The following is a 24,988-nucleotide window of genomic DNA, read 5'->3' as shown; positions in this document are numbered from 1 at the left end:
CACGATCTCGAAATCGTTTATCCAGCCCGATTGATCAGAAAGGTTGCCATCTGGTCGAAAAACGGTTCGAGGGTTTGCCTGATTTCAACGGGGATTTCAGTCTCTGTCATCGCTGCGGTCATCAGCTCCATCCAGCGATCCCGGGCACTCTGGTCGATCGCGAACGGGGCATGTCGCATGCGGAGTGCCGGATGACCCCGCTCCTGCAGATAACGTTGCGGTCCGCCCAGGCGGTAGACCAGAAACTCCTTCAGCCGGTATTCCGCTCCATCGAAGTCATCAGCCGGATACATGGGCTGTAGAATCTCATCGGTTTTAACCCGGCGGTAAAAAGCGGCGATCAGCTGTTCAAGGTGTGTTTCGCCCAGGTGGTCAAAGATTTCTTCCAGCGCAATCTGATTCATCGACGTTCGCGTGTCCTCTGCAGTTCGGTTTATTTTCCAGCCAGGTGAAGGATTTCGACAGAAGGTCGTAGGGCCTGCCAGCGAATTGGTGTATCTTAGGTTTTGTGAGGGGAGATTCCTACCCTCCCGCAGCCCTGAGTTTTGTGCATCGTGAAAGTCGTGTCGGTGGAGTTGAAAATGCACTCTCGAATAATCTGTCTGCTGATCTGTCTCGTGTTAACGCGCCCTGACCTGCTGACTGCGTCGGAACCGGTCTGGCCGGGGTTCAAAGCAAGTCCCTGGTTCGAGGAACAGGTTGCGTATCTGCACCTGAAATCTGAATTGCGGTTGATCATCGTAGCGCCGCGACCGGAACGGATCGCAGCCGGGAAACCAAACCGCGTGGTACTCTTCGCGACGCCGAACGGGAATACGATCGAACAGACTCTGGGCTGTCAAAAACAGGAAGGGCGTGACTGGCATTTTGAGATCCAGCAAATCGCTGCCCAGCATCGTCAGTGGCAAGCCTGGAATCCGCACGAGAATCTGGTTATGGTCTGTCTGGAAGCAAAGGGACTCAGCTGGCCGGGCTGGCGAGCGCGTCACCCGGACAACCCGGCGTTGATTCGCAATCTACTCCAGAACATACTGGCTGCGATCCCTTTAAATTCTCCGCGGCTCACACTGGCGTGTCACAGTGGAGGCGGGAGTTTTCTGTGGGGCTTTCTGAACGGATCGGATCAAATTCCGGATCAGGTCGACCGGTTTCTGTTTCTCGATGCGAATTACTCTTTCAGCGTGGCCGATCAGCATGGCCGCAAGTTTCTGGACTGGTTGCGCGGCGATGAGAAACGCCAGCTGACGGTGGTCTGTTACGACGACCGCAACGTCCTGTTTCGTGGTAAAAAAGTCATCGGTCCGACCGGAGGCACGTATCGGGCAACCGGGCGGATGCGAGATCGATTTGCCCAAGATCTGAAGTTCCAGGAATCCCGTGCAGGAGATTTGAAGCTGGAAACAGCGCTCAACGGCAGGCTGACCTTAGTCACGCATCTTAATCCGAAAAATCAGATTCTCCATACCACGCTGGTCGGGGAAATGAACGGGTACCTGTATGGGATGACGCTGAACACCCCCGCCGGTGAGCACATCAAGTTGCCGACGGGGCCGCGCCAGTACACCCCCTGGATCCAGCCCGAACCGTTTACGGAAGCCGTCGATTCTTCGGATTAAAACAGAGGTGGTTTTCCCAGCTTGCGACGGATCACCGCCCACTGACCGGCGTGCATCATCCAGTGTGTCGCTTCTCCTGCAAAAATGCAGCCCACGGTCGATCCCAGGTAGTTCACTTTTTCCGGAGCCGGCTGCGACAGTTGCTCATCGCTGAGCGTGGCGAGTAGTTTTAAGCTGGCCTCGCGCTGCGCATGCATCAGTTGCACATATTCTGCTTTGGTCAGAAAGTCATCTGGCTCGTCGCTGGCCGCGGTCTCTTTGGTGTGACGCTCCTGGAAGCCCTCGGGCAGGGCCGGCATCGCATCGGGGGCAACCTGGGTCACGTGGAAATGCTCGCTCTGAATCAGATGCCCCAATTGCCAGGCGATGTGATTCATGCTTTCAAATGGCCGGACCAGAATCTCGGCATCGGTCAGATCTTCCAGGTACATGTTCACGACCGTGGTTGGTAGTTGCAGTGAAGCGGTAATGTGTTCTGCCAGACTCATGAACTGACTCTCCCATTGAGTGAAGGAAGCGGAATTGTGTTGTGACGAAAACGGTTTTCAGTAGCGGGATCAGAGGATTTCCACTGGTTGTTTCCGGGGTGCCCAGAGTGCTTCTGCAAACTTGACGTGACAGGTTTGACCACGGTAGCGGGCCAGGTTTTCTTTTCCCTGCAGGGCACCATTGGCTTGTGCGGGATCGTATTCCACGTTGCGTTGCAGCGCCATATACCGCCCCAACCACTCCATGGATTTGTCCCAGTAATCAGTGACATCCACAAACGTGTCGGGCTCAAATCCGATGGTGTGCCCCGGGCCGTTATCGTAGTGGTAAATTTTGCGGGGGCGTTTGAAGCGATCCTGGTTCAAGACGCGGCCGCCGTGATTCAGGGCAATTTTACTCAGCTGGGAGGCCACTGTGTGGTCGTGGTGGTGGTCGTATTCCCAGAGCTGCAGCGCAATATCCGGTTTGATGTCATGCACCGCGGCAGCCACCTTCTCTTTCGTCTGCTGGTTCGTATCATACTGATGCGAGGCAAAGTCCAGGAAGCGGGTTTCGATGCCATAATCTTTAGCGATGCGCACCACGCCTTCTTTAAAGGCTGCTTCGCGCCCCTTGGTCGGAGGCCAGTTGCTGTAGTCTCCGATCAGGATCAGCTGTACGACGCGGTAGTTTTTGGCGACCGCCTGCAGCATGATTCCGGGAACACCGTAGGCACAGTCGTCAAAGTGGGCACCGATGGCCAGTAATGTTTTCTGATCCGCCATGTTTGATTGACTCCCCTCAGAGGATCTGCTGAAGATTGGGGACAGATTCTGTTCTGTCATCGACTTTGATCATACACGCACAGGTCTGAGGTCGCTATGCAGAACAGGCAAAGTGGAAAAAGAAGGACCCGGCCAGAAGCAGTGTTCTGGCCGGGCTGGTTTGATCAGAGTGCGCCTGATCGAGTAGTGTGGGCAGGTTGACGGTAAAGCGGGCGGGAGGTTAAGCCAGTTCCGCGCGTTTGCTGGAACTGTTAATGAAAAACTCGAGATACTCGGACTGGCAGGTAATCAGATCAAATAATTCCTCAGCGGCATCGAGGTTTTTCGTTTCAATAATGTCCTTGACTGCTTCGCATAAACTCTGGGCGGGGGTGTAGATGTCGACCGGAGCCGCTTCTGACATTTCACCCAGGGCACTTTTTAAGTTATGAGCGAAGGCAGATTTCAGTTCTTCACGATCGCGGGTTTTGTAAATCACGCCGGTGATGCCCAGTTTCCTGGCCAGTTCGAGTCGTTCCTGTTGTCGATTCTGAGTCTGGTTACCGGGTTGAATGGACGTCATCACGAAATACATGGGCGCATCGATCTGACCATCGTCATTATAGCGTTCCTGCTTCTGAACTTTGAGGAATAAATCCAGCCCGTCCAGTTCGCGCATCACCAGTTCGGAGAACACAATTTTGATTTCGCTATCCTGTTCCAGAATAGAAAGCGCTTCAAAACCGGATGAGGCACAGATGACTTCATAGCCCAGTTCTTCCAGTAACCTGGTATGCACATAACAGGTGTAACCAACATCATCAACGACAAGTACTTTCATAGGCGCAACTCTCGATCAGGGGTGAATTCGTTTTATCGTTTCATCCGCTTCTAAAAACTGAAACTGACATTCCTTTCGCATTGAAAATTCCGGAATCGTTTGCAATCTGCGAAAACAACAGGCAGCACATCCGGAGAAATCTGATCTCTTAAGCGAGCGATAACAATCAGTTTTGAATGACGGTAACTGCCGGTCGACAGTGTCCGAAAGTCGGTGAAATCAAACAGATTGTTTTCAGTGAGTTCTACTTGATGTGTCTGCCGAAAGTATATCACATATTTCTCTGCGCACTTTTGAATTCGGTCGCTGCAATTGTTTCTGTCAGGAGCCAGGCTGCTGGATTACCTGTTCATTTCGATTCTCGTTTGTAGATCAAAAACAACATTGTCAACAGCGGGTTGAAAGGCCTTTCAAAATGCACTGAAAATCGGCAATTTCACTCGGTTGCGGGTTTGTTGCCTTCCCACAACATCAGGCCGTCAGAGAAACACAACTTTTTTCAGAAAATTCTGGGAGGTGAAGGCCCGTGATGGCGGTTCCCGGTCTGGACTTTGCCAATGGGGCAGCATACGATGATAGCTTGAATCATTTTATTTCTGAAGCGGATCTGATTCTGTCTCAAATGCGTTTCATCAAACAGATAAGGGAACAAATATGAGTGAAGTCACACGTCGCAGTTTTCTGCAAACCAGCGCCGGGGCAGTGGCAGCAACGTCTCTGCTGGGAAACACCTCCCGGGCAGATGTGAATGGAAAAATTCGAGTCGCCGTTCTGGGTGTCAACGGTCGCGGGCGGACCCATATCAAAGCTGTGGGCGATGTCGATGGCGCAGATGTGGTACTGCTCTGTGATCCCGATGAGCAGGTGCTGGCCAAACGCGCTGCTGAATTTGAAAAGAAATATGGTCGCAAGGTCGAAACAGAGACCGATATGCGGAAAGTCTTTGACCGTGATGATATCGACGTCGTCACCGTAGCGACTCCCAACCACTGGCACTCGCTGGCCACCATCTGGGCCTGTCAGGCCGGTAAAGACGTTTATGTGGAAAAACCGGGTTCTCATAACCTGTTCGAAGGCCGCAAGATGATTGAGGCGGCAGACAAATATAAACGCATCGTGCAGCACGGCGTTCAGTTGCGCAGCCAGCCTGCGATTCAGGAAGCTGTCGAGCACCTGCGGAAGGGCACGATCGGCAAAGTCTACATGGCCCGGGGCCTGGTCTTCCGCTGGCGTCCTTCGATCGGACACAAGCCCGATGAAAAGGCACCTGCCTACCTCGACTGGAACCTCTGGCAGGGACCTGCCCAGGAAACCAACTTCTCACGTCGCTATGTGCACTACAACTGGCACTGGACCTGGGATTACGGTAATGGTGATGTCGGCAACCAGGGCGTGCACGAAACGGACATGTGCCTCTGGGGCCTGGACGTCAAACTGCCTTCGCAAATTACCGCGATGGGAGGCAAGTTCCTCTGGGACGACGATAAAGTTACCCCGGAAGTGCTCACGACGAACTACTTCTATCCGGAAGAGCATAAAATGATCCAGTTCGAAGTCCGCCCCTGGTGTACGAACACCGAAGATGGTGCGACCGTCGGGAACATCTTCTATGGTTCAGAAGGGTACATGGTCATCAAAGGTTATAAATCCTATGAGACCTACCTCGGACAGAAACGGGAACCCGGTCCGAAGAACAGCGGCGATGACCCAGTGGTCGCGCACTTCACCAACTTCATGGATGCTGTCCGTTCCCGCAAAGCGGAAACTTTGAACGGTCCGGTTGAAACCGCACACACCAGTTCGGGGATTGCTCACCTGGGTAATATCGCCTATCGACTGGGACGGCAGTTGAATTTCGATCCGAAGACCGAACAGTTTGTGAACGATCCGGAAGCAGATAAATATCTGACCCGTCAATATCGCAAACCGTTTGTCGTTCCCAACGAAGTTTAAACGGCAACGAGATTAACTCGCTGAAAAGACAACAGCACTGGAGTCCGGCTTCAGTGCTGTTTTTTTGCGCCCTTCAATCGAGACGCACATCACAAAAAAATAGAGGCTGACCCGCGTTGCCGCAGATCAGCCTCCGGTTCAATTCGTTTGGATCGAGGTGATCCTCACGAGTGGTGGTTGCCATTGACAACCCGCCAGTAGTCGCTAAGAACAACCACCTTTCTGGCTACAACAATAACTGTCCACTCAATCACCTCCTTTTCTTAGTAAAACTCCCTGTTTCTTCATCGGTCTGTAGCTCCAACTAGAATACAGGCTTCAGTCCAATCGCACTGCGTGGGTGCGATACAGTCTATACTGGTATTCTTGCAAATACCCGGCTTCTGGCAATACCGATTTCTCTTCCTCACGCGGAAATTCTCAAGAACAGGAATTGCCTCAAAGCGTAACATATTCAGCTTGCATGAGATATGGATTTCGTATCCAGACGGTATTTGAGACAGACCGTTCCATCCGTCTGCAGAACACCCTTCTGAAATACTGTTTTCCTGTGTACTGACACGCAATCAGCACGAGCGGTTCGGAAGTTTATTGTTCTTCCGGGGCCATGTGCGGTTCGAAGACGGTTCGGCTTGCCTGTTCTGCCTGCTTGATTGCAGTGACCGCTTCCTCATACAGAACTTCCTGGCAGCGGACGAGGTTCTTTTCTTTATTCGGTGTGATCCGCTCATAGACGCCGTCGCTGTTCAGCACGCGGGCCTTGGCATTGTCTTCGAAATAACTGTTCAGAATCTTGATAAGTTTGTTCCGACAGTTTTCTTCTTCGACGGGGACCAGCAGTTCCACCCGTCGATCCAGGTTGCGGGGCATCCAGTCGGCGCTGGAGATGAAAACCCGTTCGTCGCCCCCATGATAAAAGTAGAGGATCCGGGCGTGTTCCAGGAAGCGGTCGATGATGCTGACCACTTCAATATTTTTGCTGAGCTTGGAGACACCGGGACGCAGGCAGCAGATGCCGCGAATATTCAGTTTGACCTTCACGCCGGCTTCGGATGCTTCGTACAGGGCATCGATGATTTCCGGATCAACCAGTGAGTTGATCTTGGCCACAATCCGCGCTTTCTGTCCCTGCTTCTTGCGCTCCGTTTCATGATGGATCAGATCCAGCAGTTTGTCTCTCAGACTGATCGGGGCAGCTTCCAGCTTCTGATACTTTTGCGGGATCGAATAGCCGGTAATCGAATTGAAAAAGTTGACCGCATCGGAGGCGAGCACTTCATCGCAGGTAAAGTAACTGATATCACTGTAGATTTTGGCAGTCGCATCATTGTAGTTCCCTGTCCCAAAATGCAGGTAACGCTGAATGCCGTGCGGCTCGCGACGAATGATACAGCAGATTTTGGCGTGGGTCTTCAGGCCTTTGACACCGTAAATCACCTGCACGCCCGCGTGTTCCAGGTTTTTGGCCCATTCGATATTCCGGGCTTCGTCAAAGCGGGCTTTGAGTTCCACAATCGCGGTCACATGTTTGCCCTGTTCCGCGGCCCGGATCAGGGCGGCTACAATGGGACTGTGTTTACTGGTACGGTACAAAATCTGTTTGATGGCCAGCACATCGGGGTCGACAGCCGCTTCCTCGACCAGGCGGACGACAGGCTCAAAACTTTCATAAGGGTGGCAGAGCAGGATGTCCTGGCGGGCAATGTTTTCAAACATGCTGATCCGCGGATTCACTTCCGGGGAGGGCTGTGGAGGCCAGCTGGTATCCTTCTGGGAGTCGAAGCCTGAAATGTCCGTCAGCCGCATAAAGGCGGTCAGGTCCAGTGGACCGGGAATGCGGTATACATTCTCATCCAGGACCCCCAGTCCCCGTTCCAGAAATTCGAGGGTTTCGACGGAAACGGATTCCGCAATCTCCAGGCGGATGCAGTCCCCCTGCTTCCGCTGGTCCAGCATGTCTTCCATCTGGTGCAGCAGGTCTGATGCAAATTCGTCCTGCAGACTGACGTCCATGTTTTTAGTGACGCGGAAGGGAATGCTTTCCAGAACTTCCTCGCCCCGGAAGAAATGTTCGATAAACAGACAGACTGCGTCCTCCATCGGCAGATACTGATAACCGCCTTCGGAAGGGAGGGTGATGAAGCGAAACTCGGTGCGTCCGAAAGGAATCAGCGCAAACCGGTCCTGGGGCTGTTCGCTCTTTTCATCGGGACTCAGCCGGACCACAATGTTGAGTGTGTGATTGACCAGGTAGGGAAATTCCATATCCGCTGAGACGGCCATCGGTGTCAGCACCGGATAGATCTCATCCCGGAAAACATGTTCCACAATCCGCCTTTGTGAATCGGTGAGCTCCAGGGGATTCACACGCTGAAAACCGGCTTCGGCCAGCGGCGGTTCAATCTCCTGCAGCAGGCACTGATACTGATCTACCATCATCTGGTGAGCGCGCAGACTGACGGCTTCCAGTGTCTCTTTCGGTGTCATGCCGGACGGATCGGTGCTCGTATTCCCGCTGGCCTGCAGCAGGTGCAGCCCGCCCACCCGGACCATGAAAAATTCGTCGAGGTTGGAACTGGTGATCGCCAGAAATTTCAAGCGTTCCAGCAACGGGATTTCCGGGTCATGGGCTTCGTCCAGAACGCGTTGATTGAATTCCAGCCAGCTTAATTCGCGGTTCAGGTAATTCGAAGTTTTGGGGGCCATGGGCAACCTGTTGTCCTGTTCGGTAATGATGGTGTTACAGCCGGGAATGACAGAGGCATTGTCCGGGTGTGCCTTATTGTTTTTTCCTCAAATGGACCTTCAGCCCGAAGACTTCTTCGAACAATGGTCCTTTTTCCACGAGCGCGATCTGCTCCAGCGAAACGTCTTCCACATGCGGAATGGAAATGATCAACTGCCCCTGGATGATTTCGCATTCGATTTCCTGAACGCGCTGGCTGTAGGAATAGTCCAGTGCGTCAGCCACACGGAGGATCGCAGCCATCTTGGCTATCGCAATCCGACTGAACCGGTCCAGCGTGGAATAGCCCGGGTGTGTCGCTTTGGGTGAAGCCCGTCTGTGATAACGGGCAATCAATGCCACCAGCAGCAGGTCAGACTGTCCCAGACCAAACAGATTGCCGTTACTGATCAGGTACATCGAATGCTTGTGGTAGCCGCGCTGGTTGATGTAGATTCCGATTTCGTGCAGCAGCGAGGCGGTATAAAGCAGCAGCCGGTTTTTGGCATCCAGCTTGTGTTCGTTCTGCAGGGACTGAAACAGGGTGTCCGCCAGAAATGCGACATGTCGGGCATGTGTTTCATCAAAGTCGAATCGTTTGCCGAAATCGACGGAGGAGCGGATAACCTGCTGATTGAACTCGTCCGTCCAGTTATTCTGGTCGGCCATCTCTTTGAGCAGTCCATCGCGAAAGTTGGCTTTCGTGACGTAAATGTATTTCTGCTGGTAAGCTTCGGCCAGCTTGGTATAGGCCAGCAGGGCCGGCCCGAGGGTCTCGGCATCGGTGAAGGAGAGATGGTAGGTCTGTACCAGCTCGTCTTCATTTTTCTGCAGAATCTTGTCGGTGAACTTACTCAGCTCGGAGACCTTGAGGCGATCCAGTTCGTCAGGTGAATTGCCGGGATCCGGGATTTCGTCGTCAGGGCGGAGTTGTGCCAGGGCGAACCGGACGTCTCCCCCCAGGACCACCAGCTTGATTGATTTGTCGCCGGGGACTTCGTGGGTGATCTGCTGGATGACCCGTTCGATCTGGTTCTCCATGATCGTGCGTTCTTTGGAGAGTGGCACCCGATAGCCTTTGAGCATTTCCCGCAGACGGAGCGCCCCCAGTCGGTAGTTGCTCGAGAACAGTACGTTCCCTTCCTGGACGAGCAGCAGTTCCGTAGTGCCGCCGCCAATTTCCGTGACGATGGTCTGGGCTTCATCCAGATTTGGCTTGGCGGTCAGGTAAGGCCGGATCCCCTGGTAGGTGATCCGGTTGACTTCCGCTTCATCCAGCGGTGAGACTTCGAAACCGGTCGCGATAAAAATCCGGTCGGTGAACGCCAGGCGGTTGTCCGCTTCACGGACCGCGCTGGTCGCGACCACGCGAATTTGATCGTCGCGCGTGATCTGATATTCATCCAGGCGGCGGCGATAACTTTTGAGAATCCGCACGCACTCTTCCATCGTGGATTTCTGGATGTTCCGCGTTTGAAAGGTGTCCTTCCCCAGCGTCACCGCCTGCGAGAGACGCTCCAGAGCATAGACCGTACCATCTTCCTTGATCTCGGCGATGGCCATGCGGATGGCGCCTGTGCCGATATCGATCACAGCGATTAAACGATTGGGCGTGGATTCCAGTCGGCTGGATCCGCCACTCGCCTCAGCTGGCGGGGAATCTTTTGTATTCATACCTGCGTTTTAATTTCTGAGGAGGACTGTTCCTGAATCACTTTCTGAGCCCAGGCGGCTACGCCCATGACGGTGGAATCATCTCCCAACTGGGCAGCAACAACTTTAAATGAATCCTTGAATGTGGGCATGACATTATGCTGTGTCGCTTCGGAGACGGCTTCGACGAACAGGTCCGGCATGGCTTCGACCAGTCCGCCTCCCAGCACGATCACTTCGGGAGAGAAGGTGTGGACCAGGTTACCGGCCGCGATGCCGATATATTCAGCGGCACGCAGAATGATTTTACGGACACTTTCATCACCCCCTTTGACCGAGGATGCCAGGATGCCGCTGCGGATATCAGACAGATCCGTTCCGGCCAGCGAGCGCAGCTTGGGAGCATCGCCCCGGTAAGCAGCCTGAGCTGCCGCGGCGGAAATCGCCAGTCGGCTGGCCAGTACTTCCAGGCAGCCATGTTGACCACAGCCACATTGGGGACCTTCGGGCAGAACTTTGATATGACCGATTTCCATGCAGGAGCTTTTGCTTCCCTGGATTAATTGCCCCCGATAGACGGCACCGCCGCCAATGCCGGTTCCGGGGAAGATGCCCAGTGTCGAAGCCGCCCCCCGGGCCGCACCAAAGCGATATTCTCCATAAACGCCGGCATCGACATCATTACACAGCACGACGGGACACCCAAACTCTTTCTCCAGGACCTGCTTGACCGGGGCATTGTACCAGCCCAGGTTGGGGGCCTCGAAAATGATGCCCTGTTCCAGATCCAGGGGGCCCGGACAGCCGACGCCAATTCCCGCGAGTTCGGCTGGAGTCAGTCCCGCCTCTTCCAGGGCCTGATGAATCGTCTGTGCCATCCGCTCCAGACCGAGCTCAACCCCTGCGTGTCCCTTGGTTTTTCTGCGTTTCTTTCCCAGAGTTTTATATTGCGAATCAAAGATCTTAGCGAGCATTTTGGTGCCCCCCAGATCAAAGCCTGCCCAGTAGACGCTCTTGGGTTGAACGGAATCAGTAGACATATTCCAGTTTTCTATCTCTAAGGAGTAGTTCTCTCCGCTGGTCATTTTGATGCGAAAGCAACAGCCTGCCCCCCATCTTAACTCACTTTATTATAACGAAAAGTACTTATCTCGTGAATTCTGACGTATTTAGAGCTCAAGATGCAAGGTTGTCCCTGAAATTTCCGGGTTCTTTACGAAATGCAGCAGCTGTTTATTATGAATGCGCTGTCTGAGATCGGACCGCAGAGAAATACTGTCGATCAGGCCCGTTACCTGAATGTGACAGGCCGTTGACTTTAGAGTCTGCGTGAACTTGGATAAACTATCTGAAATGAAAGTTCAGCGATTTCCATGAGAAAACGCTATAAACGTACGTATACAAAGCCCTGGGGTTTCCTTTAATGTATTTTCAGTTTCCTTGTGAAAAGTGTTCCAAAAAACTCAAAGTCCGCGATGAGAATGTTGGTAAGAAAGTTCGTTGTCCCTACTGTCATCACACGATGCTGGTCAAAAAACCTGAGACTCCCATCATCGATACTTCGGTCGATGTGAGCACCTCCTCCGGGAGTTCCGCCGGCAAGTCGGCTGCCAGCAGTCGCCCCACTCAGAAAAGTGCTTCCAGCGGTTGGGCGGATGGTACTGAAGTGAGCCTCTCCAAGAGTGGTTTGATTGCGATTGCTGTTTCCGTTGTCTATCTCGCACTGATGTTTCCGATCCGGAACTACTATCTGGGGGAACTGTTTCTGGATCGGGGACTGGTGCCCTACGCGCTGGTCTTTCTGATGAGCTGGTCCGGCACGATTCTGGTGCTGAAATATTTTAAGCTGGTCAAGCAGAAGGACTCGATGCTGTTTGACACACTGCCGACCGATATTTCAGAGGAGATCTCAGAGAAAACGGTCCCTAAATTTATTGAACATGTGAGAAACCTGCCCGTCGATACGCGTGAAAGCTTCCTGGTGAATCGCGTCCTGCGGGGACTGGAACATTTCAGAATCCTCAAAAGCAGTGCTGAAGTTTCCAGCCGTCTGCAGTCACAATCAGAAATCGATGCGACCGCCGTTGATTCGAGTTATACCATTCTGAAGGTCTTCATCTGGGCCATTCCGATCCTCGGGTTCATCGGAACCGTGATCGGGATTAGTGCTGCCGTCGGCGGATTCTCGGGAGGGATGGATAAAGCCCAGGATATCTCCGCTTTGAAAGACTCTCTGGGAAGCGTGACGGGCGGTTTGTCGACCGCGTTCGATACGACGCTGGTCGCTCTGGTGATGAGTATGCTGGTCATGTTCCCCAGCAGTTCCATGCAGAAATCGGAAGAGGACCTGTTGAACTGGGTTGACGAATACTGCAATGAAAACCTGCTGAAACGGCTCAAGGAACCCGATCATGCCGGAGGTGGTGGAGATGATAAAGATTATCGACGCCTGATCCAGAAAACCATCGACAAAGCGATGGCCAACCATCATGCCGAGCTGCAGACCTGGCTCGAAAAACTGGAAGGGATCGGCAATACGCTGTCTCAATCTGTGATGAAATCCTGGGGGAAGATCGACGAGAAAATCCGGGCACAGCAGGAAGAGCAGCTGACGCAGGTCCAGAATGTGGTCAAGCAACTGGAATCTGTGGAAGAGAAAATGACCGCGCTGCAGGCGGCACACACGGCCCATCTGGAAAAGATGAATGGCGAAGCAACGGAGATGGCCGAAGCAGCCGGCACGTTGTCACAGTCATTTAATGGCGTCCAGCAGGGCTTGAACGGTCTGAACACCGTGTTGACCAACCTGGGGGAAAAACAGGTGTTGATTCAGCAGGTGGAAGCACCCCGTAAGCGCTGGGGGCTGTTCGGAAATTCGAGAAAAGTTCGCTAAACTGAGTGTGGTGATTCCGTGGTAAAGAAAAAGAAAAGTGATGAAGAATCAGTCTCTCTGTTTCCGTTTCTGAGTATTCTGGCCTGTGTGATTGGTGTGCTGACGCTGATGATCACCGCAATGGCGCTGAGCCAGATGGATCAACAGGATGAATCCTGGAAACGCGTTGAGGAATATGAAGAGAACAAGAAGCAGATTCAGGAAAAAGAGCAGGAGCTGGCAGATGTCGAGACTCAGGTCAAAGACTTATCCAAACTGAATCGTGAACTGATGCTGGCACTGGAAGAGTTGAAGAAGCTCAAACAGGAGAAGCAGAAGATCCCGTCCGACATTAAGCCGGAGGAAAAGGTCAAACTGCTGGCAGAAGCCAACCGGCTGGAAAAGCGGATCACCGAAATTAAAGATGATCCGCAGAAGCTCCAGGAAGAAATCGACAAGCTCAAAAAAGAATTGAACAAACGGGAAAACCCGGTCGCCGCGGAAGTGCGGATTCAACCGGGCGGGAGTGGCGTGGATCTGAACCCGACGTTCATAGAATGCACTAAAAATGGAATTGTAGTGCTGGACGGGCCGTCCAAGGACCTGCATGTCCGCCGCGACGATCTCCGGAAAAGCCTGCCGTTTGTAGAGATGCTCGATAAAATCGGTGCTCAGAAGAAGGGGACCGTCATCTTCCTGATTCGTCAGGACGCCGTTTATACCTATAACATCGCCTCCAGCGTGGCCCGGTCCCGTTATTGTCCCAACGGCAAACTGCCCGTTGAAGGCAACGGGAAAATTGATCTGAGCAAGTTCAAGAACAGTTCGGGTTAACCTTTCTCTCCAGACGACTGAGAATCGCTCGAACATTCAGACATAAAAAAAGCTCTGCCGATCAGACCGGCAGAGCTTTTTGTTTTGACTGATGTCATGTATCAGTTCTGTTTTCGCAGGTCGTAGCACATCAGCACATCCTGATCCCGCAGGTAGAGCTTGCCGCCACAGACGACCGGATGAGCCCAGGCTTTACCCAGTACCTGATCTGCTTTGAAGCTCCCTTTGAGAACGTATTCTTTGGGGTTGGCTTCGATCAAAGCGACTTCACCACTCTGATAGCGAAAGATCAGATTTCCATCGGCATAAACGACTGCTGCAGAACCGGATCCTTCACCGCGGATTTCGCCACCCCAGGCTACTTTTCCGGTTTTCAGGTCGAGGCAGAGGGGGAATCCGTTGTTGTGACCGTGACCGCAGTATATGTGATCTTTGTAGAGGACCATGCCACCATGATGATTCTGCAGGGTCTTGTGATCCAGGAAGTAAACTTCTTCCGCTTTGACACCGTCGCCGTCTTTCGAGAGTTTCAGCAGAGCACTGCCCGTTCTATAACCGGTGGAGCAGAAGACATAATCGCCGGAGACAATGGGCGTCGGAATATTGGCGACACCATTCGCGACCGGATTGTAGTGCCAGAGCAGCTTGCCATCGCTGGCACGCACGCCGATGACGCCTCGTCCGGTGAGCTGGACATACTGTTTGACGCCGGCACCGTTAGAGATCACGATGGAAGAATAGCCGGCACCGTCTTTCCCTTTCTTTCCCAGGTCGGAAACCGGAGTCCGCCAGATTTCCCGGCCCGTGGTTTTATCGAGGGCGACCATCATGGCATTGGGTCCGCCCGGCGTGCAGAGGACGCGGTCACCATCGATGAGGGGCGATTCAGAAAAACCCCACCCGGACATCATTTTGCCGTCCCATTCTTCTTCGAAGTTTTTGGTCCAGATGACTTCCCCGTCAGCAACACTCAGGCAGGCGATGGCACCATTCGAGGTGATCACATACAGCCGGTCGCCATCGATGGAGGGAGTACAGCGGGCGCCTGGATAGCCGTGTTTCGGATTCAGATCGAGCAGGTTGGTTTTCCAGAGGATTTTTCCGTCATCGACATTGATGGCGATGACCGCCTGACCTTCGGGAAGGTTTCCGGTGGTAAACAGGCGATTGTCCTTGATGGACACGCCGGCATATCCCTTGCCCAGTCCGGTCGCGGTCCAGATCAGTTTGGGGGGCGTGGCGTTCCAGTCCTGCAGCAGACCGGTATCAGATGCATGGTTTTTGCGGTCGGGGCCGCGCCACTGTTCCCATGAGTTGGAGAGTTTGGTCGGTTCCAGGGCATGGGCAGAGACTGTCAGTCCGCCAGCAAGCAGGGCTCCCAGCAACAGACGAACGGGCATTGAATAGCTCATAGTCAATTAGTCCTTTTGAGTGATCTTCGAGACAAAGGGGGGGGAAACTGGTCAGGGTCACTCCCGGCTTTCCAGATGCAGAGAGACCGGGTAAGCGGGATGCAGGTTTTCAGGTAAGACACGCAAGCTGCTGTTGATTATATGAGGCGATTCGACCGGCTGCAATCAATGCTTGCAGATTCCCGTTGTCTCCAGGAAATTCGTCCAGAGAGCCGAACCGGAAAGGAACACAGGTCAGGAGCAGCACTCCGGGAGTTCAACCCGACGCTTCAAGGACCGTGTCGATCCGTTTCTGCAGTTCTTCCGGTGACATTCCAGTGATCCGGAAGACTTTCAGACCCGCTGTCTCTCCTTTATAGAGCTCAATCTGTGAACGTTTGAGCTGCAACCCGTTCTGGAGGACTTTGAGCAGGGCTTTGTTGGCTTTCCCTTTTTCCGGCGCCTGAGTGACACAGACTTTGAGCCGTCCTGCGTGGATCCCCTCGATCTGGTTTCGGCTGGATTTGGGTTGGGCCCGCACCGGCAGCAGGACTGCTGTTCCGTCTGATTCCAGATTGAGGGACGTTGTCATCTTGAACACTCAGCTTTCTGCGGATTCCAGACCTTCAAAGAGGGCACTGCCGACACGTACGAGGGTGGCACCTTCTTCAATTCCGATTTCAAAATCGCCACTCATGCCCATCGAGAGTTCATGCAGGGAAACGCGTTCGGGTGAACGCTGCTGCAATTCGTCACGGAGTGCTCTTAATTCCTGAAACACGGGGCGGGCCAGTTCCGGGTCCTGCACATGGGGAGCCATCGTCATCAGCCCCACAATTTTCACGTGCGAGACCTGGCAGAGGTCTCCCCAGGCGGAACTCAGGTCCGAGCTGGAGAATCCTTTTTTTGTGGCTTCGCCTGAGAGGTTGACTTCAATCAGGATTTCCGGTTCAAGCTCGGATTCGCCGGCAATCCGGTCGATCGTGTTGAGTAGCTTGAGGGAATCGACCGAATGGATCAGGTTGCAGCACTGGATCGTACGTCTGACCTTATTGCGCTGCAGGGGACCGATGAAGTGCCAGCGAATCTCCGGGGAGAGCAGGGCGGCGCGCTCTTCCAGTTGAGGTGTCCGGCTTTCACCCAGATCACGACATCCCAGGTCCACCAGTGCCTGAACCCACTCCAACTGAGCATACTTGGTGACAGCCACCAGTCTGACCGATTCAGGACTGCGCCCGGCGCGCAGGCAGGCTGCCTTGATGCGACTTTGAATGAGCGAGTAGTTATCGTGAATGATCACATTCAGGTCGTCCATTACCGGCCTGTTCCTAAAGCGTATTCCAGTGGGGGTGAGAGGAGTCAGTTTCCTGTCGACCAGCGCCTATAATAGCTGCGTTGAGAGCCTGAATTCAACAGAGCGGAATCTGCTGCAGAATGATCAGACGCTGACTTTCCCCAGGAAGCGGACACCGTATTCCCAGAAATGTTCTTCCTGAATTTCTTTCTGGCGCACAATTTCAGCACGGAACCAGGTGATCTGACTCGCACCCACGGGAACTCCGACGCGAATCTGAGTTTCATAAATGCGCATCGGGTAAATAAACGAAAGGCCTGACTGAGAAATGGAGCGTGACCAGACCTGAGTCATCGCCTGGTCAAACTCCTGTGTTCCATCAGGAATTGACAGCCAGACCAGACCTCGAAAGTTCTTACGCTCGTGTGACCGTTTCTCTGAATAATGAACATTGGTCCGTTGTTCGATACGGTCTAAGGTATCCAGAACGCGATTGATCGCGCGGTTCTGTTTTTCACTATATTGTTCCAGACTAATCAGACTCATCATTGACACTCACAACAGAAAACCAGATGGCTGAGCCGCATTTACGATGCAATGGAGCTCAGTCAGTCTAATAGAAAGTGTTTGTATACGCCTTCACTACTGGAACTATATGTCCGAATTTGTTTCAGTCAAATCCCTCCTGAAACAAATTGGTGCCATTCGATGTGTTGGGGCAGTTAAAGTGGACTAATCCCTCAAGATTCAACAGTTTCCAGCGCAGTGAGAAATTCTTTCAGCGAAGCGACTTCCTGGCTCAGGCATTCCATGAACTGTTCAGCAGCACCCGGGTTGCGGGAGTCGATGATCCCTTTCACAGCATCTTTCACACTTTGTGTGGGAGTATACAGGTCAACCGCCTTATCTGCGGAAGAGATCTGCGGGACTCCCATTGCCATCTCGTGTAAGGTCTGTTTGAGCTCTTCCTGATCCAGGGGTTTGAACATAATCTTGGAAATCCCGAGTTCCTCAGCCAGTTTCAGACGAAGTATGTCTTTATCTTTAGAGTTCTTCTGCATCCGTAGTGCTGTCATCAGGATAAACTGAGGTGGATCCTGGGTACCTTCGTCGGTAAAGCGTTCCAGATTCTGGGATTCCATAAATAGATCGACGCCATCCATGCCGCGCATCATCAGGTCAGTGATCACGATGCTGATATCGTTATCTGTCTTCAGCATATTCAATGCTTCGTAGCCCGAATTGGCGGAACAGGCGGAATATCCGAACTGTTCGATCAGTCGCGTATGGAAGTGACACGTGTATCCAACATCGTCAACAACTAAAATTTTCATATTGATTTACCCTCGGGAATTGCTCTTGCCTGGCGGATTCGCATTCAAAGTGACTGGCTGACCTGTGTTTTCAGGGTTTCAAGTTCGGTCAGCAGTTCTGCGACTTCCCGTTCCAGTGAATTGAATTTGACGCGACATCCCTCTAGTTCTGCAGACTTTCCATCATTTTCCAGTGACTGCAACAGGGGATAGGGGCCGGCCTGGGTATAGTTTCCGACCATGCCTTTGAAGGCGTGCGCAACTCCCGACAGCAATTCTGCATCGTGACTGTCAATCGCCTGTTGGATTTCCTGTATCTGCTCCGGGGCCAGCGCGGAAAACAGATCAATCAGTTCGGTCAGAAAATCAACATCATTAACTGCCATGTCCAGAACTTTTTCCGGTTCAATCAGCCGCCATGTGCCTGCATTTTCGGTTGAAATTGAATTCGTCATTTTAAGAGATCCTTACCGGCATGGAGGCTCCTGATAGCGCCCGCGATATGGAGATGGAACGGGGACAGAGCCTGGGATCCGGTCGAAAAAGTTTAAAAACTGGTCTAATTATAAACCTAGTTCCGGATTGGGACCGTCGGAATGGATTCTTGAAAACAGGTAGAAACCCGGGGAGTTTCTATGCTGATTTTGCAGGCTGTGCGGGTTGGCAGCAGAGAAGAGGCGATTGTGGCTTCAAAAATCAGCAGTTCACAGACAGATCGTCAGGAGTTGTGATTTACACTGTGAGGGAAATCACTGCAGCTGTACTTCCCTTTGCTGGGCACTGGTCGGCTAAATCTGAAAATCATCTGTTCCGGAAGCAGTCTGCTCCAGCTCATCCAGTACTTCCCGCACGAGTGCTTCCTGGATCTCCTTGAAAACCTCGACATGTCCCAGGCAGGTTGGCAGCACAAATCGCAGTTTCCCGCCGACCGTTTTTTTATCGAGTTTCATGCGGTCGATAATATCGTTGGGATTCAGGGAAGTCCCTTCAGGGAGCCGAACGGGCAGCCCCAGGGCCGAAAGCAGGTCGCTCTGTCGTTCCGTATCCTGATGCGAGATCAGGTCCAGCTTTTCCGCCAGAGTGCTGGCGTAGATCATGCCGATAGAGACCGCTTCCCCATGCATCAGTTCTCCATAGCCGCACAGTGCTTCGAAGGCATGCGCAAACGTATGGCCATAATTCAGGATCGCTCTCAGTCCCGTGCGCTCATGTTCGTCCTGTTCCACGACTTCCGCTTTCAGTTCGCAACTGCGGGCAATCACATTTCGCAGCACTTCCGGATCGCGTTCATTCAGGCCGGCAATATTCTGTTCCAGGTAGTGAAAGAACTTCGCGTCCAGGATCACACCATATTTCACCACCTCCGCCAGTCCACTCCGGTAATCCCGCTCAGGCAGGGTTTCAAGTGTGGATGTATCGATGAAAACCCCCACAGGCTGGTAAAAGGCGCCGATCAGGTTTTTCGCCTGCGAATGATTGACCCCGACTTTGCCTCCCACAGAGCTGTCGACATGGGCCAGAAGAGACGTCGGAACCTGTACGAAGGGGAGCCCCCGGACATAAGTTGCCGCGACGAAACCGCCTGCATCACCGGTGACACCACCTCCCACAGCGATCAGGACCGTCTGCCGGTCTGCTTTCATTGCCACCAGACGATCGTACAGTTCGGAAATGACGGGCAGAGATTTGGACTTCTCGCCCGGTTCGATAATCGCGGTTTCCCACTTCCAGCCCCGGGCCGTCAGGCTTTTTTCAATCTGGGGAGTATGGAGTTTCGACAGGTTGCGGTCCGTGATGATAAACGCCGTCTTATGTCCTTCCTTGATGGCATTGTGGTAGGCAGGGCTCTGGCTCATCCAGGTATCCAGTGTCTCAGCGAACCGGTCAAACTGATGGCTGACGACCGAAATGTGGTAACTGCGGGGGCCCAGGGCGACGTTGACATCTAAACTTTCAGACACGATCTATCCTTCATCCAAAACGATTCAGGCCAGCCTCGGTAGCAGTACATCTGGAGAAATATTCCGGGTGAGACTGGCAGCACTACAGGTGCTACTATCGTAACTCTGAAGGCGTATGAAGTCACGCCGTTGGATAGCGAAATCCTGCCCGGATCGTCTTTTTCAGGGGCCGCACGTGACAATCTGACCCGGGATGCTAAAATAGCTGCGAATATGATCGAACCAGTCGACAGTCCGATACAGTCGATGCAGGATCTGGTCCCTGTCCTGGCACGCAGTGAAGGATTTGCTGCTGTCACTAAGGCTCTCAAGGCCGGCCAGAGCGGGACAATTGACGGAGCCTGGGGGGGATCGTGCGCGCTGACCACCGCAGCGGTCGCAGCGTCACTCCAGTCTCCAGTGCTGGTGGTGCTGCCTCGACTGGCTGAAATCGACGAATTTACCGGCGACCTGGCCAGTTTTCTGGGAACCGTACCAGACGTCTTTCCCGCCTGGGAGACGCTGCCGGATGAGCACGATGTCGCCGATGCGGTGTTCGGTGGCCGCTTGCGGATTCTCAATCAACTACTGCAACGGGAGTCTGATCAAGCGGATCGACAACAGGTCTTTGTGACGTCTTTTCCTGCGTTACTGCAGCCCGTTCCCAGCCGGGAGCAGCGGAACGCTTCGACGCGTACCTTGCGCGTGGGGGATGAAATTGAGACGGAAGCGTTCATGAGCTGGCTGATCGAACGCGGTTTCGAACGGACCACAGCGATCGAACTGCCCGGTGAATTCAGCATGCATGGCGGGATTCTGGATATTTACTCTCCCGATGCCGCGCTACCGATTCGCATTGAACTCTTTGGTGATGAGATCGACTCCATTCGGCAGTTTGATGTGGAAACGCAGCGAACTGTTGAAACCTGCCAGCAGGTCGATCTGACACTCATCGCCCCCGTGGCAGATCAGGCTCAGCGACGCACTGAAGCCCGTGCAGCGGTCGAGTCGACTTCCGAAAGCCTGCTCGACAGTCTGCCCGCGGATACCTGTATTGTACTCGTTGAACTGCCGGAACTGATCGAAGAGGGGAAACGCTACCTGGATCGCCTGGATAATCCCCGCGGTCTGTTCAGCGTGCCGGCGACGATGTCCCGCTGCACTGACTTTCCCACCGTGACCATTGCGCCCATTTCTGCAGAATCGATGGAGATTTCCTGTCATCTGCAGATCGAATCGATCGAACGGTTCACTCGTGCCAAATCGGAAATGATTGAAGAACTGGATTCGATCACCGGCCCCCAGGACCGGATCGTGGTCTGCTGTCATAACCAGGGAGAACAAGATCGGCTGCGGGAGCTGCTGGATGAATCGGAGCTGGATCTTTCACGACGGGTGACGACCTGCATCGGGAACCTGGCACTGGGCTTTCGGATTGTCCCCGAGCATCTGGTGGTTCTGAGCGATCATGAGCTGTTTGGTCGGGCGGATATCCGCCACAAGCCCCGCAAACGAAAAGTGGAAAGCCGGGCCATCGACAGTTTTCTGGATCTGAATGTCGGCGACTTTGTCGTGCATCTGACACACGGCATCGCCCGCTTCAAAGGACTGGAACTGCTGGAAAAAGATGGGTGCCGCGAAGAACATCTTTCACTGGAGTTTCGTGAGAAAGTGCAGATGTATGTGCCGGTTTCGCTGGTACATCTCGTGCAGAAATACATCGGCGGCGGAAAACATGTGCCCCAGTTGTCCAAGCTGGGGACGCGGGGCTGGGCCAGTAAAAAAGAAAAAGCGGCCCAGGCTGTACGTGATATGGCCAGTGACATGCTTCGCTTGCAGGCGATGCGTTCCGCACAGCCGGGGATCGCCTATCCGCCGGACAGTCACTGGCAGAAAGAATTTGAAGCGTCTTTCCCTTACACCGAGACGGCGGACCAGCTGCACGCGATCAGCGATGTGCGTCATGATATGGAGCGTCCCCAGCCCATGGATCGGCTGATCTGCGGCGATGTGGGTTATGGGAAAACCGAAGTTGCCATTCGAGCTGCTTTCAAGGCCATCGATGCCGGGAGGCAGGTCGCGATGCTGGTGCCGACTACGGTTCTCGCCGAGCAGCACACGCGTACGTTCAGCGAACGGATGGCCGATTACCCGATCACCGTGGAAGGGCTCTCCCGTTTTAAGACCAGAGCGGAACAGCGTTCGACTCTGGAAGGGATGGCCCAGGGCAGTGTGGACCTGGTGATCGGAACGCATCGGCTGATTCAGAAGGATATCAAATTTAAAGATTTAGGGCTGTTGATCATCGATGAAGAGCAGCGGTTTGGTGTGGAAGCGAAGGAAATGCTCAAACACCTGAGGCTGCAGATTGATGTGCTCACCCTGAGTGCGACACCCGTGCCGCGGACGTTGCATATGTCGCTGCTGGGGATCCGCGATATTTCCAATCTGACCACAGCGCCCCGCGATCGAGTGCCCATCGAAACCCGCATCACCCGTTTTGATGAGGAACTGATCCGGCATGCCATCGTGCGGGAACTGAACCGAAACGGTCAGGTCTATTTTGTGCATAACCGCGTCCATGATCTGCAGAAGTTCGCCGACCGTATTCAGCAGATCATACCGGAAGCGAACATCGGCATCGGCCATGGCCAGATGAAGGAATCTGAGCTGGAAGCAGCCATGCTTGATTTTGTGTCAGGCCGGGTGGATATTTTCGTCTGCACCACGATCGTCGAGAGCGGCCTGGATATCCCTAATGCGAATACGATTTTCATCCATGATGCAGGGAACCATGGTCTGTCTGATCTGCATCAATTGCGGGGGCGCGTGGGGCGTTCGCACCATCGGGCCTATTGTTACCTGCTGCTCCGCGATGGCCAGATTCTGACTCCGATTGCCGCCAAGCGGTTAAAGGCGATCGAGGAGTACAGCGAACTGGGGGCCGGCTTTAAGATTGCGATGCGCGATCTGGAAATTCGAGGAGCAGGAAACATCCTGGGGACCGAACAAAGCGGGCATATCGCAGCCGTCGGCTATGAGCTTTATTGTCAACTGCTGGAAAAAGCGTGCAAAAAACTCAAAAATGAACCGGTTCGCGAGCACCATCACGTGGCCATCGATCTGCCCTGCACTGCGTATCTGCCTTCCGACTACATTCCTCCCGGACGCATTAAAATTGAGTTTTACCGAAAGCTGTCTGCGGTCCGGACTCTGGAAGAGTTATCTGCCCTGGAAGAAGAAATGCAGGATCGATTTGGCAGTATCCCCGTTCCTGCTCATACTTTAATTGCGTTGAAAGAATTACAAATCCTTTCACAGCGGTGGCAGATCGACAGCATTCATCTGGAAGATCATTTTGCTGTGCTGGGGTACCGGGATAAGAATCATATACTGGCGCTGGCCAAAAGTAACGAAAAACGGATTCCGGTGCGAATTGTCGATCATAAGTCGGCCTACATTCCGTTGCCCGCACAGGCAGATGAGATTGAGTCTATCATGGTAGAGCTCAAATCGGTATTGCAACAAAGTTTCGATCCCGCCTATAATCTCGCACCGTCGTCCTGACAAGCAGAAAAAACGAGGAATCGAGAACCTCGTTTTCTGCCTGCGAAGGAGGCCAGGGTGTTGTCAAAGTCCATTTTCCCTTCCTTACATTTCCCATGTAAACCGGACTGCAGGCGACATCTGAATTTACGTTGTCTCTCAAATTCCCACGTAATTAGTTCGTTCATCAACTGCAGGATGCTCTTGATGCGCCACGCGCAAATTTATTTATTGATACTTGCCTTACCTGGCATGATGGGTTGTGAAACTACTCCCAAAGTAGATAACCCAGTGCTGGGACCGCCCCCGCCGCGCCTGGAATCTGCGTTGAAGCAGCAGAAGCTGGAAGAGTCTGCCGTTGCCAGTCATGCTCGGGACCGGAAAAATCTGCTCGAAGGGGATTTTGCAGAATCCGATAATCCGTTCGAGACACCCGTGATTACTGCTTCGACCACTTCGGATGAAATCGCTTCCAGCGCCGTTGCAGAACCCGTGGAAGACCTGCAGGACAGTACGGTCGTGGCCATGGTCAACGGAATGCCGTTATTCGTGTCAGATATTCTGGGAGTGTACGACTTCCAGTTGAGACAGGCGGAGCAGCGGATGGAGCCGGATGAATATCAGAAATTACGCCGGGCACTTGTGAAGCGGGATCTGAAAGGTCATGTCGAACGCCTGCTGCTGTTGCATGAAATGAAAACCACGCTCAAGAAAGAGCAACTGGACATGCTGAACCAGCACCTCGAAACCGCTTTCGAGGATCAGAGAATCCCGGAACTGCAGAAACAGATGGGAGTCAACTCTCCCCAGGAACTGGAAGATAAACTGAATGAACAGGGGCGCAGCCTGATTTTTGAAAAAGAACAGTTCATGAAACAGCAGTCTGCCATCCAGTTTATGGCCGTCAGGGCCAAGGCTAAGGATAGTTTCAGCCGGGAAGAAGTTCTGGCCCGGTATCGATCCCATATTAAAGACTACGAAGTTCCCGCCAAGGTACAGTGGCAGCGGATCCGCATCACTTACTCTAAACACGGTGGTAAAGACAAAGCGATCGCAGTGCTGGATGAAGTGATTCATAAACTGCAGTCCGGCGCTGACTTTGGTGAAATTGCCAAACAATATTCTGACGGGACCCGGGCCGATAAAAATGGATCCTGGGGCTGGACCCGCAGCGGGAGTCTTGCTGAACCGGAAGTGGAAGAAGCACTGTTTTCACTGCCCATCGGTGAAGTCAGTCAGGTATTTGAAACCGACACCTCATTCCAGATCGTGAAAGTCAACGGTCGCAAACAGGCAGGGCACATTCCCTTTGCTGACGTCCAGGGCAAACTGGAACAGAAGATGATTTCAGAGTCCCGGATGAAGTCGACCACGAAGCTTCTGGACGAACTCTATGCCAAAGCGATCATCGAGTCAGAGTATAAAATTGAAAAAGGACAAGATGTAAATCCTGCAAACGGGAAGTCTGCAGCAAACTGAATTATGAACTTCCGATGAAGATAAAGTCTTAAATAACAGAGTGAAAAACTTTTTTGAAAACCATACATACTTTTTTGCAATTATTGTCATAAACGTATTGACCTGAAAAGCAGAAATCGATTATCACCCGCACACACTTCTCTCTACTCTCAAAAAATCAAATCACAAATCATCTCGATTAGCGTCATCTGTATTCAAATTGCCTCCGGGCAAACACTTCATAGCGTATCGTATTACTAAGATCGTAATCCAGAATTCATGTACGAAATTCGTATGGTACGAATTCCGTATTTCGGACT

At 53.0% G+C, this 24,988-nt stretch carries 20 protein-coding genes; 6 read left to right on the top strand and 14 right to left on the bottom strand.

The features are described 5' to 3' along the window. Positions 1–17 precede the first annotated feature (17 nt). The gene (locus Enr10x_RS23225; protein WP_145451525.1) at positions 18–404 is read right to left on the bottom strand and encodes a globin domain-containing protein; all 387 of its coding nucleotides are present in this window, start codon (positions 402–404) and stop codon (positions 18–20) included. A gap of 177 nt (positions 405–581) precedes the next feature. Between Enr10x_RS23225 and Enr10x_RS23220 the strand changes: the two genes are divergently transcribed. Then, positions 582–1,616 (top strand): hypothetical protein, encoded by a 1,035-nt coding sequence (locus Enr10x_RS23220; protein ID WP_145451524.1) that lies wholly within the window; start codon positions 582–584, stop codon positions 1,614–1,616. Here Enr10x_RS23220 and Enr10x_RS23215 read toward each other — a convergent pair. The 3 genes from Enr10x_RS23215 to Enr10x_RS23205 form a co-directional block, all read right to left on the bottom strand. After that, the gene (locus Enr10x_RS23215) at positions 1,613–2,104 is read right to left on the bottom strand and encodes a DinB family protein (protein WP_145451523.1); all 492 of its coding nucleotides are present in this window, start codon (positions 2,102–2,104) and stop codon (positions 1,613–1,615) included. The two genes, Enr10x_RS23220 and Enr10x_RS23215, sit on opposite strands and share 4 nt — an antisense overlap. A gap of 69 nt (positions 2,105–2,173) precedes the next feature. Continuing rightward, positions 2,174–2,869 carry a PIG-L deacetylase family protein gene (locus tag Enr10x_RS23210; protein WP_197996202.1) on the bottom strand — a complete coding sequence of 232 codons (696 nt, stop codon included), beginning with the start codon at positions 2,867–2,869 and terminating at the stop codon, positions 2,174–2,176. Positions 2,870–3,089: 220 nt separating this feature from the next. Further along, positions 3,090–3,689, bottom strand: a complete 600-nt coding sequence (locus Enr10x_RS23205) for a response regulator (protein ID WP_145451521.1) — start codon at positions 3,687–3,689, stop codon at positions 3,090–3,092. 654 nt (positions 3,690–4,343) lie between these two features. On the opposite strand from Enr10x_RS23205, the gene Enr10x_RS23200 reads away from it, so the two are divergent. Continuing rightward, a complete protein-coding gene (locus Enr10x_RS23200; RefSeq protein ID WP_145451520.1) occupies positions 4,344–5,642 on the top strand; it encodes a Gfo/Idh/MocA family protein in 1,299 nt (432 codons plus the stop codon). Positions 5,643–6,230: 588 nt separating this feature from the next. On the opposite strand, the gene ppk1 is transcribed toward Enr10x_RS23200, so the two are convergent. The 3 genes from ppk1 to Enr10x_RS23185 form a co-directional block, all read right to left on the bottom strand. Then, positions 6,231–8,348 (bottom strand): polyphosphate kinase 1, encoded by a 2,118-nt coding sequence (ppk1, locus tag Enr10x_RS23195; RefSeq protein ID WP_145113421.1) that lies wholly within the window; start codon positions 8,346–8,348, stop codon positions 6,231–6,233. A gap of 73 nt (positions 8,349–8,421) precedes the next feature. Beyond that, positions 8,422–10,041 (bottom strand): Ppx/GppA phosphatase family protein, encoded by a 1,620-nt coding sequence (locus Enr10x_RS23190; protein WP_145113419.1) that lies wholly within the window; start codon positions 10,039–10,041, stop codon positions 8,422–8,424. Beyond that, on the bottom strand, positions 10,038–11,060 hold the full coding sequence (locus Enr10x_RS23185; protein ID WP_145113417.1) for an ROK family protein: 1,023 nt from the start codon (positions 11,058–11,060) through the stop codon (positions 10,038–10,040). Before Enr10x_RS23185 ends, Enr10x_RS23190 begins: the two co-directional genes overlap by 4 nt. A gap of 383 nt (positions 11,061–11,443) precedes the next feature. Here Enr10x_RS23185 and Enr10x_RS23180 point away from each other — a divergent pair, with 383 nt between their 5' ends. Continuing rightward, a complete protein-coding gene (locus tag Enr10x_RS23180) occupies positions 11,444–12,913 on the top strand; it encodes a MotA/TolQ/ExbB proton channel family protein (protein ID WP_145113415.1) in 1,470 nt (489 codons plus the stop codon). Between the two features lie 18 nt (positions 12,914–12,931). Then, the gene (locus Enr10x_RS23175) at positions 12,932–13,726 is read left to right on the top strand and encodes a prefoldin domain-containing protein (RefSeq protein ID WP_145113413.1); all 795 of its coding nucleotides are present in this window, start codon (positions 12,932–12,934) and stop codon (positions 13,724–13,726) included. 101 nt (positions 13,727–13,827) lie between these two features. Here Enr10x_RS23175 and Enr10x_RS23170 read toward each other — a convergent pair whose 3' ends face one another. From Enr10x_RS23170 to aroB, 7 genes are all read right to left on the bottom strand, one after another. Beyond that, complete coding sequence (locus tag Enr10x_RS23170; RefSeq protein WP_232093109.1) at positions 13,828–15,138, bottom strand: PQQ-binding-like beta-propeller repeat protein; 1,311 nt, start codon at positions 15,136–15,138, stop codon at positions 13,828–13,830. A 256-nt stretch (positions 15,139–15,394) separates the two neighbouring features. Next, the gene (locus Enr10x_RS23165) at positions 15,395–15,709 is read right to left on the bottom strand and encodes a DUF167 domain-containing protein (RefSeq protein WP_145113411.1); all 315 of its coding nucleotides are present in this window, start codon (positions 15,707–15,709) and stop codon (positions 15,395–15,397) included. 9 nt (positions 15,710–15,718) lie between these two features. Continuing rightward, positions 15,719–16,432: a YggS family pyridoxal phosphate-dependent enzyme gene (locus Enr10x_RS23160; RefSeq protein ID WP_145113409.1), complete on the bottom strand. Its 714-nt coding sequence runs from the start codon at positions 16,430–16,432 to the stop codon at positions 15,719–15,721. A gap of 123 nt (positions 16,433–16,555) precedes the next feature. Further along, positions 16,556–16,960, bottom strand: a complete 405-nt coding sequence (locus tag Enr10x_RS23155; protein WP_145451519.1) for a PilZ domain-containing protein — start codon at positions 16,958–16,960, stop codon at positions 16,556–16,558. A 191-nt stretch (positions 16,961–17,151) separates the two neighbouring features. Further along, entirely contained in the window at positions 17,152–17,745 is a 594-nt protein-coding gene (locus Enr10x_RS23150; RefSeq protein WP_145113405.1) for a response regulator, read from the bottom strand. A 44-nt stretch (positions 17,746–17,789) separates the two neighbouring features. After that, the gene (locus Enr10x_RS23145) at positions 17,790–18,179 is read right to left on the bottom strand and encodes an Hpt domain-containing protein (RefSeq protein WP_145451518.1); all 390 of its coding nucleotides are present in this window, start codon (positions 18,177–18,179) and stop codon (positions 17,790–17,792) included. Between the two features lie 333 nt (positions 18,180–18,512). Beyond that, positions 18,513–19,685, bottom strand: a complete 1,173-nt coding sequence (gene aroB, locus Enr10x_RS23140; RefSeq protein ID WP_232093108.1) for a 3-dehydroquinate synthase — start codon at positions 19,683–19,685, stop codon at positions 18,513–18,515. A gap of 129 nt (positions 19,686–19,814) precedes the next feature. Here aroB and mfd point away from each other — a divergent pair, with 129 nt between their 5' ends. Further along, on the top strand, positions 19,815–23,231 hold the full coding sequence (mfd, locus tag Enr10x_RS23135) for a transcription-repair coupling factor (protein WP_232093107.1): 3,417 nt from the start codon (positions 19,815–19,817) through the stop codon (positions 23,229–23,231). Between the two features lie 186 nt (positions 23,232–23,417). Then, entirely contained in the window at positions 23,418–24,689 is a 1,272-nt protein-coding gene (locus Enr10x_RS23130; protein ID WP_197997340.1) for a peptidylprolyl isomerase, read from the top strand. Positions 24,690–24,988 lie beyond the last annotated feature (299 nt).

The organism is Gimesia panareensis, from assembly GCF_007748155.1.
Classification (GTDB): domain Bacteria; phylum Planctomycetota; class Planctomycetia; order Planctomycetales; family Planctomycetaceae; genus Gimesia; species Gimesia panareensis.
The sequence above is the reverse complement of the archived record's forward strand: the minus strand, read 5'-3'. Positions and strand labels throughout refer to the sequence as shown.

Coding starts and splice junctions, on each gene's coding strand:
- Enr10x_RS23225 (WP_145451525.1), bottom strand. CDS start 404: ATGAATCAGATTGCGCTGGAAGAAATCTTTGACCACCTGGGCGAAACA.
- Enr10x_RS23220 (WP_145451524.1), top strand. CDS start 582: ATGCACTCTCGAATAATCTGTCTGCTGATCTGTCTCGTGTTAACGCGC.
- Enr10x_RS23215 (WP_145451523.1), bottom strand. CDS start 2,104: ATGAGTCTGGCAGAACACATTACCGCTTCACTGCAACTACCAACCACG.
- Enr10x_RS23210 (WP_197996202.1), bottom strand. CDS start 2,869: ATGGCGGATCAGAAAACATTACTGGCCATCGGTGCCCACTTTGACGAC.
- Enr10x_RS23205 (WP_145451521.1), bottom strand. CDS start 3,689: ATGAAAGTACTTGTCGTTGATGATGTTGGTTACACCTGTTATGTGCAT.
- Enr10x_RS23200 (WP_145451520.1), top strand. CDS start 4,344: ATGAGTGAAGTCACACGTCGCAGTTTTCTGCAAACCAGCGCCGGGGCA.
- ppk1 (WP_145113421.1), bottom strand. CDS start 8,348: ATGGCCCCCAAAACTTCGAATTACCTGAACCGCGAATTAAGCTGGCTG.
- Enr10x_RS23190 (WP_145113419.1), bottom strand. CDS start 10,041: ATGAATACAAAAGATTCCCCGCCAGCTGAGGCGAGTGGCGGATCCAGC.
- Enr10x_RS23185 (WP_145113417.1), bottom strand. CDS start 11,060: ATGTCTACTGATTCCGTTCAACCCAAGAGCGTCTACTGGGCAGGCTTT.
- Enr10x_RS23180 (WP_145113415.1), top strand. CDS start 11,444: ATGTATTTTCAGTTTCCTTGTGAAAAGTGTTCCAAAAAACTCAAAGTC.
- Enr10x_RS23170 (WP_232093109.1), bottom strand. CDS start 15,138: ATGAGCTATTCAATGCCCGTTCGTCTGTTGCTGGGAGCCCTGCTTGCT.
- Enr10x_RS23165 (WP_145113411.1), bottom strand. CDS start 15,709: ATGACAACGTCCCTCAATCTGGAATCAGACGGAACAGCAGTCCTGCTG.
- Enr10x_RS23160 (WP_145113409.1), bottom strand. CDS start 16,432: ATGGACGACCTGAATGTGATCATTCACGATAACTACTCGCTCATTCAA.
- Enr10x_RS23155 (WP_145451519.1), bottom strand. CDS start 16,960: ATGATGAGTCTGATTAGTCTGGAACAATATAGTGAAAAACAGAACCGC.
- Enr10x_RS23150 (WP_145113405.1), bottom strand. CDS start 17,745: ATGAAAATTTTAGTTGTTGACGATGTTGGATACACGTGTCACTTCCAT.
- Enr10x_RS23145 (WP_145451518.1), bottom strand. CDS start 18,179: ATGACGAATTCAATTTCAACCGAAAATGCAGGCACATGGCGGCTGATT.
- Enr10x_RS23130 (WP_197997340.1), top strand. CDS start 23,418: ATGCGCCACGCGCAAATTTATTTATTGATACTTGCCTTACCTGGCATG.